We start from the raw sequence: 10,613 nt of genomic DNA on the forward strand, positions 1-10,613 counted from the left end.
CATTGTTCCTTAAACTTATACACAACCCGACCTTACGAGTAAATACTCAAAGAACTAATAAGTTAGGTTTAACTTGGCATATAATATGTTCAGTAATTAATCAAAAACGAGCTAAACTACGTATATTAAAGAAATTAATTTGTGTGAGTTGATATGGAGCGCCTTTTTCAAAATAGCCGGTTTTTAGTTATTATCGCGATTCTCACCACGGCCATTTCATCGTTACTCGTTTACATTGCCTGTGTGAATATCGTTTTCAATGTTGTTAAAGTCACCATCACCGCGCTACCTGACTCAGCAAAAGGAGGGAAAGAGTTAATTGTCGAGCTGTTAAAAATTCTCGACCTATTACTCATCGGTATTACTCTTCAAGTCATTACCATCAGTCTGTACCGGCTATTTATATCGCCCTCAACAACAAAAAGCAGCCAGTTTTTGGCCGCCTTTCATATCGAAGATTTTCATGACTTAAAAATTACTTTAGTGCAGGTAACATCTGTGATTTTGGTGATTCTGTTTTTAGAACACGCCGTTGAGTTTGGCGGCACAATAGAAACCCTCTACCTTGGTATTTCTATTGCGATTGTGGTTGCCGCCTCTACCTTTGCATGGCGCTCAATGAAATAGTGAATACTCGCTACGCTAGTTTATTTTTCAGGGTAACGTAGCTTATATTGCTCTTTCATCGCGGCATTAAACCGCTCAAGTAAACTGCCCTTTTGGGGTTCTTTAGCCAGTTCGAGCAAATCAATTTTTAAGTGGTTATGTTCATTAAATTGGCTAGCAAACGTGCCCATCATTGCTGATTCAAACTTACCATCAGTGAGCAGTTCAAGTACCTGATTACCAAATTGAAACGCCTCGTACTCATTAAGTAGTGTTAAAAAATCACTAAATGATGCGCCCGATAAGTTACTCTGCGTTTTAAATGCACTTAAGTAACCTTTTGCTAATAAGTTTTGCTCTTTAAAGGCTAGCTGAAATTGGTATGCATGGCGGGTTTCGTGTAATAAAAACGCTAATGGCGCATAAACTTCCATCTCTTTGAGCTTATCTGGATTTAAGTAAACTAATCCTGCACCTGGGTAACGTACATCAAACACAAAATTAACTGCTCTTTGCGGAAATAAGGTGTTATTTATCACCAAGGTTGGTGCTGTAATAGCAAAGCTTTGAATTTCAATTGCAAACACCTCTGGTAGTAAAGCCATTCGCTGCTCAAACGATAGCGCTTCCCAGTTCATTAACTTTTTATAAAGCGCTTTATTTTGCTTTAAGGCGTTGACCAGTTTTTCTGCATCAAGTTGTCTTTGCTTATGTGCTTGCTCTAACCAAGGAATATTAGATTCACTGAGCGCGTATGCTGTTGGCGTTTGTTTTTGCAATGCTTCATTAGCATAAAACTTTGCAGGTTCTGCATAGACAAAGCAAGATAAAGCTAAACAAGCGCTTGAAAATAAATGGGTAAGTTTCATGGTGTGATTTTTATCGATAATTTATTGCCTAGATTTTACTAGCTTATGCAATAGAATTAAACGTCTTCAATTTTTTAAAAAGGCGTAACAGCTTATGTTACGCCTTTAAATTTAAGCCCTAAAGTGCAAGCGCTAATATTTGCTTAACTTTCGCTAAATCAATATCACCGTGTTCACCTAGCGTAGTTAACTCATTCTTTTCTAAGTTTTTAACAACCGCGTCGATTGCTTGTTCATCAAGGTCATAATCAGCAAGGCGTGTTTTCACAGCCATTGCTTCGAAGAAGTCTTGCACTGCTTTAATCGTTTTATCGATTTGTTCAGCTTCATCGCTATAATTAAAACCAAACACTCGCTCACCAAGCTGCTGAATTTTAATAGACTTCTGCTCTTTTTGAACATGCATTAGCGCAGGTAAAACAATCGCTAGTGTTTGTGCGTGATCAAGATTATAAAGTGCTGTTAATTCATGACCAATCATATGTGTAGACCAATCTTGCGGTACACCCTGACCAATCAAACCATTCAGTGCCATTGTAGCCGACCACATAACATTGGCTCTTACATCATAGTTTTGCGGCTCGCTCAGCGCTTTAGGTCCTTCGCTGATCAAGGTTTGTAAAATACCTTCTGCAAAGCGGTCTTGTAATGGCGCATTTACTGGGTAAGTTAAGTACTGCTCAATAACGTGTACAAACGCATCTACAACACCATTACTTACTTGGCGCTCTGGTAACGAAAAAGTATATTCAGGATCAAGTACTGCAAAAACTGGTTGCACACTCGGTGATGAAAAAGCACGTTTCTGCGACGTCTCTTTTTTAGTAACCACTGAGTTGCCGTTACTCTCAGAGCCAGTTGCAGGTAAAGTTAATACTGCACCAATAGGAAGCGGGTTACTAAACTCAGCACCTTTAACAAGGATATCCCACGGCTCACCTGCAAAGTTATAAGCTGCTGCAACAAACTTAGCGCCATCAATAACACTGCCACCGCCAACAGCTAAAATAAAGTTAACATTATGCTCTTTAGCACTTGCCACAGCTTGCATCAGTGTTTCGTATGTTGGGTTAGGCTCAACACCACCAAACTCTATAACATCAACATCGGCTAACGCACTCATTGCTTGGTCGTATACGCCATTTTTCTTTATTGAGCCACCACCAAAAAGTAATAGTACTTTAGCGTTTTCTGGTAAACGTGACGTGATCTCACTCATTTGACCTTTACCAAACAAAATTTCGGTTTGATTTTTATAAATAAAGTTCAACATTTAAATGCCCCTTAAATTAGGTTTAAATTGCTAGTTAGCTAATTTACTTAGCTAACATTTCTAAAAGCTTTTCTGCTAATAATTTATCTGAAAACGGGTTTTGCCCCGTAATGAGTTCGCGGTCAACAACCACGTTTGGCTGCCACTCACTAGCGAATGCCATATTTCCACCGGCGTTTTCCATTGCCATAGCAGGATAGAACTTAAGCTTTTTACCTTCTAAACTGCTTTCAAAAACACGCTCTTCAGGGTCTGAAAAAATAGTCATTTTATAGCCGTCATAAATCCAGTTATTGGCTGATGCTTTTTCGCCATCTTTTATCGCTTGATAATAAGAATTTGGCTGAACTTGAGCCGACAACAAGGTAATTGGGCCATGGCAAATTGCCGCTGTTGGTTTACCTTGCTTATTAAAATGACGCAAAATTTCACCCACTTCTGGGTTGTTTGCTAAATCAATTAAAGGTGCATGGCCTCCAGGGATAAACACAGCCTCATATTGGCTTAAGTCACCCGCTAAAATTTCGCTCAAACTCGCGGTATCATTGATATCAGGAAGTGATGCTACAAAACGCTGAATGCTCTGCATTTTAGCTTCATCACCATCAAAGTAATCGGTGCTCACTGATTTTTTATCTACTTGAGGCGCATTACCTTTAGGTGTTGCAAGTACAAGCTCATAACCCGCATCAACTAATGCTTTTGCAGGCACACCAAACTCATTTAGGTAGTAGCCTGTTTCAATGCTCTGGCCGTCAGCTAAATCCATAGTTGTTTCACTTGATAAAATAACCAACACTTCGCCTTCACCCGCCACTGCAAACATCGACATAGTTGATGCAGCAACAAGCGTTAGTCGCTGTAATATCTTTTTCATAACTCATCCTCTTAGAAAGTGAAGCCATCATAGTGGGTTTGCGGGGCGAGTAGAATTCGGATAAATTAAGAGGAGCAATCAGAATATTTATGGCTCGTACAGTTACATGTCTTATCTCACGCAATTAAAAACCTTTGTTGAAGTTTATCGTTGTAAAAATATTACGAAGGCTGCGGCTAATTTAGGCTTATCTCAGCCTTCGGTGACTTCTCATATTCAAGCAATGGAAACTGTAGTTGGTAAATCTTTATTTGAGCGCAAAGCCCGCGGTGTTACCCCCACTGCAGCAGCACATGATTTAGCGCTGCAGGTTTCTGGTCATATCGATATATTAGAGCAAAAAATCATGTCGATACGGGCACGTTCTGATGCCGCACATGGCACTGTTAATATTGCAGGACCTGCCGAATATATTAGTAGTGTATCGGGGCCACAAATTGCCAACTTACTGCAATCTGGCAATGTAAATCTTGTTCTGCATATTGGTAATAAAGTGAGAATTTTTGATGCCTTGCAATCAGGTACTGCAGATATTGCTATTGCCGCATCAGCGCCTGATCCAGCACTATTTGATAGCCTTGTGCTCGACAAAGAAAAGCTCATTTTGGTGATGAACCGTTTACATGGCCGAGAAATCAAAGACAGCGCCATTACCGCAGATTTACTCTCAAGCTACAATGTCGTTGCTTATGATGAAGAACTGCCTTTGATAAGACAATACTTTGAAGCTGTATTCAACGCAAAATGCCACTCAAACGTCATTGCTATTTGCCCAGATATACGTGCTATTAGCAATATTATTCGTTCAGGTATTGGTTATTCTGTATTACCCGATTACCTTTGTCGCGATCAGATAAAAGCCGGGGAGCTTGTGCAACTAGGGCCCGAAGGCCCAGAAAACATAATTTACTTAGTTTGGAACAAAGGGGCATTAAAACACCCCCGTATTGCATTTGCCAAAGATGTTATTTCGGCCTTTGCAAATATTAATTACTTTGCAAACTAAGCAAGGCTTGCTTTGCGTCTAGCAGTTTTACTCGTGGGGCAAGCGCATTTAGTGCGATTAAATGTAGCATTTCAGATACTGTGGTACACACATCTGTTAAAACTGCCACATCGTACTCTTTAGCTTGCTCTGAGATAGCTGTATGAGTTACACAGTTTTGCGTCATCATACCTGCGATCAAAAGTTTTTTAATACCATGCTGCTTTAAAACATCTTCTAAATTAGTTTGATGAAAGCTGTCTGCATAGTGTTTTACAACCACAGGGGCTTCTGGTGCTGCATTTAAAATATCAGGATGAATATCAACACCTTCTGTACCTTCATTAAAAAATGGCGCTAAACCCTGAGAAGGATCAGCAACATGCTGAATATGAATAGGTAAAACCCCGCGCTCTGTGGCTTGTTTTATCACATCGACGAGCTGATCTTTTACTTGTTTAGCCTGCCATAAAGGAAACGCGCCATCCTCAAAGTAATCACTCTGTAAGTCGATAATTAGTAATGCTGTGTTTGTCATTGTATAAACCCTTTTTCATTGTATTGACGCCTAGTTTGCTGAATTTTTAATGTATCAAACAGTGACCCAAACATCATTTATCGATAATATTGGGCCAAAGTGTTTGATAAGGCTTTACCATGAATGTTGCAGTATTCGCATTTCCAAATATCAGTCCATTTCATCTTGCAGTACCATGTATGGTGTTTGGTGAAGGCGCTCGCTCAGCTGGTATCAAAGAATTTAACTTAGCGGTGTGCAGCGAAAGTAAAGCTGTAATGCCCTCAAGCGCGGGGTTTGATATTCAAGCGCATCACTCAATAACAAAGTTTGATCAGGCAGATATTATAATTATTCCGTCTTGGCCATCACCTGAAACAGCCCCCTCTAAAGAATTAGCAACCAGTTTGCTAAACGCGCATAGCCGTGGCGCTATAATTGTAGGGCTCTGCTTAGGCGCTTATGCGTTAGCGCACATTGGGCTTTTAGATAATATTGAAGCAACCACCCACTGGGCATACAGCGATGACTTCAAAGCACGCTTTGCAAAAGTGAAGCTTAACAATCAAGTGCTTTACCTTGAACATAATCGGCTATATACATCGGCAGGAACAGCGGCAGCCATTGATTGTTGCTTATATTTAGTTCGCAAATTTTTAGGAAGCGAGCAAACTAATGCTATTGCCAGAATGATGGTAACTGCGCCGTATCGCACTGGGGGGCAAACACAATTTATTGCCCTACCCGTCCCGCAAAATGTTGCTGATGAGCGTTTAGCAAGCTTGCTTGAACAGATGCAAAAAAACTTAGCTAGCAACCATACGATTGATACACTCGCAGAGCAAATGCACATGAGCCGACGCACCTTTACCCGCCACTTTCAATCGCTTACTGGACAGAGCGTTGGGCAGTGGCTGTTAAATCAACGTTTAAACCACGCGCAGCGACTTCTTGAGTCAACTGATTTACCTCTAGAACATTTAGCCGAGCAATGCGGCTTTGGCTCATCTGTTACTTTACGCCATCATTTTCGTTCTCAGTTTGGTTTATCACCGCGAGACTGGCGTAATGCATTCCGCCAAGCATGAAGCTTAGGTATAATTAGTTTTTCGACTCGATTTTGGTTTTTAAATGAAAAAGCTTTCTAAAGTACAATTAAAACAGCAAGCCCTTGTATTAAATGTTGCCGATGCCCTTGAAGAGCAAGGTCGCGCAGAACTTGAAGGCATGTTGCAATGCTGGTTTGATGTGGAATACCACTTATTCCCAGGCTCATTGCTATTATGTTTTCAATTTGAAAACCAGCAATCACTCGATGCAGCAACACCAGAGCTATTAAAATGGCAAAAACGCCTAAGTGGCGCAATGCTGAAAAAAGGCGTGATTTTAAAAGACATGCGCAGGCATTTAGTGTTTACCCTAAAAGGCCCAGACGATTAAATGAGGTGAGTTGCGAGTTAGCAAGAGTGTAGCCGCTATTTTATACCGCGTAGTTCTCTTAATACTCACAAAGAGGATAAGAGACGCTGCCCTTAAGAGGGATTATTAAAAACAAATTTGATGGTTTTATTGGGTTACTCATTCACTTCTCATTCTATTCTCTTTGTGCAAAAAAATATTGAACCACAAAGTACAGCGAGGCACTTCGCGCTACACAGAGAAAAACAGCATTTAAAAATAATATTCACAAAGAGGATAAGAGACGCTGCGCTTTAGAGGAAAAAACAAAATACTCTTTTGGTCTATCTCATTTACTTCTCATTCTTTTCTCTTTGTGAAAAAAATATTGAACCACAAAGTACACCGAGGCACTTCGCGCTACAGAGAAAGCAGGGTTTAATTACAAGAAAATACTCACAAAGAGGATAAGAGACGCTGCCCTTAAGAGGGATTATTAAGAACAAATTTGATGGTTTTATTGGGTTACTCATTCACTTCTCATGGCCTTCTCTTTGTGCAAAAAATATTGAACCACAAAGCGCACCTAGACGATTCACGTTACATAGAGATAAACCGCAAATTACGCGGGGTAAACCCGTTGCTACCAGTTCGGCGTTAGAACGCCTCGTATCTCGCAATCTTTCCCCTTTACTCTTTACCCTTGTAACTCGCTAACTTGTTGGGTTTCACTCCGTTCTACCCAACCTACCGGCTGATGTCTGAAAGCTTTTACTTTTCCACTCCCATTTGCTTCACATGCTCAACCAGCTTAGGGAAAAACGCTAAAAACACCGCGTCTAATTGTTGGTAGTGGCGGGCAATATCGTCAGCGGCTCCTGCAAAGTTGTTGGCAAAGCGAATACGCTTGGCGATGTTATCAAGGGCAAGGCCGATCCCATCGAGTGTTTCATACTCTTTAAACCAATCATTGTTGGTCATACTAGTCACAACTTGCTGCATACGCGAAGGCATCATGGCTTGCCTAGCATTTAAAAGCCCATAACTGTGCTGTTTGAATTCAGCTAATGGTTGGTCATTAAACCGCTGCCAATGCTGAATTAGAAAGTGATCGAACGCTACATCAATGGCGACACTTGCAAAGCGTTTACGTGCTGGCGAAAAGTACTGCTTAGCCTCTTTTACAAGAGGATGTGAGTCAGTAAACCTATCAACCAAATAATGATTTTCAAGGCCATTTTTAACCGCATCAGGTAACTGCGCAGAATACCGACGCCCACCAAAATCCCCCAGCAAATTACCAAAATGTGAATCAGCCGTTGGTTGTGCTAAATAAAGGTGAGCCAAGTAGTTCAACGCATTCTCTAAAAAAAGTCATTTTATGCATTGTAAAAGAATACAGGTGAAAGGGTCTAGGGGCACGAGTTGCGGATTAGCAAGAGTGTAGCGGCGATTTTATATCGCGTAATCCACTGAATACTCACAAAGAGGAAAAGAGACGCTGCGCTTAAGAGGAATTATTAAAAAATTGATGGTTTTGTTGGGTTACTCATTCACTTCTCATTGTCTTCTCTTTGTGCAAAAAATATTGAACCACAGAGAAAACTGTAAATTACGCGGGGTAAATCCGCTGCTACCTGTTCAGCGTTAAAACGCCTCCTGCACCTCGCATCTCGCTAACTTTTCAATCTGATAGCTGACGGCTGAAAGCTGATGGCTCCAAACGTTGAGTTTCACCCCGCTCTAACCAACCTACGAGCTAATGAATCAAGCACTGTAGGTCGTCATTTATGGCGACACATAATCGCTAACATTGACGGGCTAAAGCCCGACCTACATCTTGCTTCTGTGGTTTAGATAAGCATCGCGCGAAATAAATTTCACGCCTACGGGTATGCATTTCACTGAAACTGCGTGCAGGCTGATCTGACTTATAGCTTAAAGCTTACAGCTCTGTTGTTTTAATCTGACTTCTAACGACTGATATCTAACATCTTCTAACGCCTCCTACACCTCGTATCTCGCTAACTTTTTCGTCAGATAGCTGAAAGCTGATGGCTCCAAACGTTGAGTTTAAATCCTCTCTAACCAACCTACCAGCTAATAGCCATACAAATAACTCACCTTTATGACTTTAAATTAAATGCCAACATGACAAGAGCCGACATGATCGCAGAAAGAGAAATTAACCGCATAATAAAAATAACTATATTACCTGCGCCGCCTGAAGTTGTACTTCTGAATAGTAGCGGGTACTCGTGGAATTTTAAAAGATACAGCACATCAAAAAGACCTACTCGCATATTATCTATTGTTACAACCTCGCCATCATTTTTATGAATTTCACAAGCGTGTAAATTGGCCGTTTTATCGTTCACAATATGACCACTTCTACCGTGAAAAGTATAATTAAAAATGATTTCTTGGATATCGCCCTTAGCGATTTGCAAAACTTTTGAAGCTTTACCCTCTATTGCTAACCTATCTATTTCGAGTGAGTCTTTAGATATACTCATAACCCACTTACGACCAAATCCAAATTTGTTATAAATCACAATTCGCTTGATAACAAATACACAAAGATAACAGCTCACACAAGTTACAAAAGCAGGTATCGGCTGCATCGTTTCTTGAAGCACTAGGCTCATTACAGCAATAGCGATAGTCATAAAGAAAAATAAAAATTCAGCTCCGCCCGACAGCACAGCTAGGCCCGGTAGCGACGTTAGTTTTGTATTAGAGTCTGCTTGTAAAACTGTCTTTTCATAGAAAGTTGAATATCTAAACCAAACTCGGTCGCTCAGGTTTAAATCTAGGGAGTGCTTCGAAAATAGCTGATTATAATCCATTATTTAAGTTTCCATTTTTAAAACACAATTTTGCCATTACTTTCCTATTAAGCCAACCTATGTACTTGATAGTATATTTACTTTACCTTCATGTACTAAACTAACTGCCCAACAAAATTAACCATATTGTGCGCTACAATTGGAAAAACAAGGCTACCAGTACGCTCTCTTAACCACAGCAAAATAAATCCATAACTCCCAGTTAGTACGATTCTGAATGCAGACAAATGCCACTCACCATCTATATGCATAACCCCATGAACTAGACCAAATAATAAAACCAAAAGTAACCCTGCAATGTTTATTGGCGAGCCAAAAAAGTTAATGCGCGATGAAACAACAGCCAACGAAAAACAAAATAATAAAACCCCTCTAAACATTGGTTCTTCATCTAACCCAGGAATAAGAGCTTGATAGAGTAGCGTTTCAAAATCGAAATTTGGTCCGTTACCAAGGCTAAGCGTTACAATAATCTGCAACGCAACAAACAGGGTTAAAACAACGAGTGCAGGCTTAATAGAGCCTTCATTTTGTCTAAGAGTAAAACCAGCGTCCTTGATTTTAAAGTCACTTTTAAAAGCTGCTAATAAAGCCAATACCAAAGCCCAAAGAGTAATAGCGACAATTTTACCTGACCAATTCCATTTGAGATCTGTAAAGAGTAAATCTAAGGAAATGAACTCTTTACCTTTGAATAAAGCTAAGAAATAACAAAATAGAATTAACAGAGTAGCAAGCAGCCAAGTTAAGTTTATAGTTACTTTACTGAATGCTTTTAAAATTAAAACGAGTAATAGAACCACGCCTAAATTGGCGAATATTCCAAAATACATATCTGGCATAACCGTCCTTGGTGAGCATAAAGCTCAAACTTTATTATTGTTTAATTTCTATGATAAACACAAAAACAACCTATTAAACAGATATTTGTTTGAGTTCAAATTCACATTGAGCATATTTTTATTTTCAAAGTATATGAACCACAGAGAGCACCGAGGCACTTCGCGCTACACAGAGAAAAACAGCATTTAAAAATAATATTCACAAAGAGGATAAGAGACGCTGCGCTTTAGAGGAAAAAACAAAATACTCTTTTGGTCTATCTCATTTACTTCTCATTCTTTTCTCTTTGTGAAAAAAAATATTGAACCACAAAGTACACTGAGGCACTTCGCGCTACACAGAGAAAAACAGCATTTAAAAATAATATTCACAAAGAGGATAAGAGACGCTGCGCTT

11 protein-coding genes are annotated in these 10,613 nt (G+C 39.8%); 4 read left to right on the forward strand and 7 right to left on the reverse strand.

Features of this window, described 5'->3' with window-relative positions; genetic code table 11:
* Window positions 1-153: 153 nt before the first annotated feature.
* Complete coding sequence (locus IMPJCBKJ_RS05725) at window positions 154-627, forward strand: YqhA family protein (RefSeq protein ID WP_166339213.1); 474 nt, start codon at window positions 154-156, stop codon at window positions 625-627.
* A 20-nt stretch (window positions 628-647) separates the two neighbouring features.
* Here IMPJCBKJ_RS05725 and IMPJCBKJ_RS05730 read toward each other — a convergent pair whose 3' ends face one another.
* The 3 genes from IMPJCBKJ_RS05730 to IMPJCBKJ_RS05740 form a co-directional block, all read right to left on the reverse strand.
* Window positions 648-1,475, reverse strand: a complete 828-nt coding sequence (locus tag IMPJCBKJ_RS05730; RefSeq protein WP_166339215.1) for a hypothetical protein — start codon at window positions 1,473-1,475, stop codon at window positions 648-650.
* 118 nt (window positions 1,476-1,593) lie between these two features.
* Window positions 1,594-2,748, reverse strand: a complete 1,155-nt coding sequence (locus tag IMPJCBKJ_RS05735; protein ID WP_166339217.1) for an iron-containing alcohol dehydrogenase — start codon at window positions 2,746-2,748, stop codon at window positions 1,594-1,596.
* Window positions 2,749-2,791: 43 nt separating this feature from the next.
* Window positions 2,792-3,625: a type 1 glutamine amidotransferase domain-containing protein gene (locus tag IMPJCBKJ_RS05740; protein ID WP_138599868.1), complete on the reverse strand. Its 834-nt coding sequence runs from the start codon at window positions 3,623-3,625 to the stop codon at window positions 2,792-2,794.
* Window positions 3,626-3,731: 106 nt separating this feature from the next.
* Here IMPJCBKJ_RS05740 and IMPJCBKJ_RS05745 point away from each other — a divergent pair, with 106 nt between their 5' ends.
* Entirely contained in the window at window positions 3,732-4,631 is a 900-nt protein-coding gene (locus IMPJCBKJ_RS05745; RefSeq protein WP_054551917.1) for a LysR family transcriptional regulator, read from the forward strand.
* Here the strand turns inward: IMPJCBKJ_RS05745 and IMPJCBKJ_RS05750 are convergent.
* Window positions 4,612-5,148, reverse strand: coding sequence for an isochorismatase family protein (locus tag IMPJCBKJ_RS05750; protein ID WP_166339219.1), 537 nt, complete (start codon window positions 5,146-5,148; stop codon window positions 4,612-4,614). The two genes, IMPJCBKJ_RS05745 and IMPJCBKJ_RS05750, sit on opposite strands and share 20 nt — an antisense overlap.
* A gap of 119 nt (window positions 5,149-5,267) precedes the next feature.
* Between IMPJCBKJ_RS05750 and IMPJCBKJ_RS05755 the strand changes: the two genes are divergently transcribed.
* Together IMPJCBKJ_RS05755 and IMPJCBKJ_RS05760 are read left to right on the forward strand one after the other, a co-directional pair.
* Window positions 5,268-6,215: a helix-turn-helix domain-containing protein gene (locus tag IMPJCBKJ_RS05755; RefSeq protein WP_054551919.1), complete on the forward strand. Its 948-nt coding sequence runs from the start codon at window positions 5,268-5,270 to the stop codon at window positions 6,213-6,215.
* Window positions 6,216-6,258: 43 nt separating this feature from the next.
* A complete protein-coding gene (locus IMPJCBKJ_RS05760; protein ID WP_058585610.1) occupies window positions 6,259-6,567 on the forward strand; it encodes a hypothetical protein in 309 nt (102 codons plus the stop codon).
* 729 nt (window positions 6,568-7,296) lie between these two features.
* Here IMPJCBKJ_RS05760 and IMPJCBKJ_RS05765 read toward each other — a convergent pair.
* The 3 genes from IMPJCBKJ_RS05765 to IMPJCBKJ_RS05775 all read right to left on the reverse strand — a co-directional run bounded on the left by IMPJCBKJ_RS05765 (window position 7,297) and on the right by IMPJCBKJ_RS05775 (window position 10,216).
* Window positions 7,297-7,881, reverse strand: a complete 585-nt coding sequence (locus tag IMPJCBKJ_RS05765; protein ID WP_166339221.1) for an ACP phosphodiesterase — start codon at window positions 7,879-7,881, stop codon at window positions 7,297-7,299.
* 770 nt (window positions 7,882-8,651) lie between these two features.
* The gene (locus IMPJCBKJ_RS05770) at window positions 8,652-9,374 is read right to left on the reverse strand and encodes a hypothetical protein (protein ID WP_166339223.1); all 723 of its coding nucleotides are present in this window, start codon (window positions 9,372-9,374) and stop codon (window positions 8,652-8,654) included.
* Between the two features lie 95 nt (window positions 9,375-9,469).
* Window positions 9,470-10,216: a CPBP family intramembrane glutamic endopeptidase gene (locus IMPJCBKJ_RS05775; RefSeq protein WP_166339225.1), complete on the reverse strand. Its 747-nt coding sequence runs from the start codon at window positions 10,214-10,216 to the stop codon at window positions 9,470-9,472.
* Window positions 10,217-10,613 lie beyond the last annotated feature (397 nt).

Origin of the sequence: Pseudoalteromonas sp. MB47 (genome assembly GCF_011319765.1) — a bacterium.
In the GTDB taxonomy this organism is placed as follows: domain Bacteria; phylum Pseudomonadota; class Gammaproteobacteria; order Enterobacterales; family Alteromonadaceae; genus Pseudoalteromonas; species Pseudoalteromonas simplex.

Bases quoted from the DNA above. Each gene is read 5' to 3' on its own strand.
- IMPJCBKJ_RS05725 (WP_166339213.1), top strand. From the start codon at position 154: ATGGAGCGCCTTTTTCAAAATAGCCGGTTTTTAGTTATTATCGCGATT.
- IMPJCBKJ_RS05730 (WP_166339215.1), bottom strand. From the start codon at position 1,475: ATGAAACTTACCCATTTATTTTCAAGCGCTTGTTTAGCTTTATCTTGC.
- IMPJCBKJ_RS05735 (WP_166339217.1), bottom strand. From the start codon at position 2,748: ATGTTGAACTTTATTTATAAAAATCAAACCGAAATTTTGTTTGGTAAA.
- IMPJCBKJ_RS05740 (WP_138599868.1), bottom strand. From the start codon at position 3,625: ATGAAAAAGATATTACAGCGACTAACGCTTGTTGCTGCATCAACTATG.
- IMPJCBKJ_RS05745 (WP_054551917.1), top strand. From the start codon at position 3,732: ATGTCTTATCTCACGCAATTAAAAACCTTTGTTGAAGTTTATCGTTGT.
- IMPJCBKJ_RS05750 (WP_166339219.1), bottom strand. From the start codon at position 5,148: ATGACAAACACAGCATTACTAATTATCGACTTACAGAGTGATTACTTT.
- IMPJCBKJ_RS05755 (WP_054551919.1), top strand. From the start codon at position 5,268: ATGAATGTTGCAGTATTCGCATTTCCAAATATCAGTCCATTTCATCTT.
- IMPJCBKJ_RS05760 (WP_058585610.1), top strand. From the start codon at position 6,259: ATGAAAAAGCTTTCTAAAGTACAATTAAAACAGCAAGCCCTTGTATTA.
- IMPJCBKJ_RS05770 (WP_166339223.1), bottom strand. From the start codon at position 9,374: ATGGATTATAATCAGCTATTTTCGAAGCACTCCCTAGATTTAAACCTG.
- IMPJCBKJ_RS05775 (WP_166339225.1), bottom strand. From the start codon at position 10,216: ATGCCAGATATGTATTTTGGAATATTCGCCAATTTAGGCGTGGTTCTA.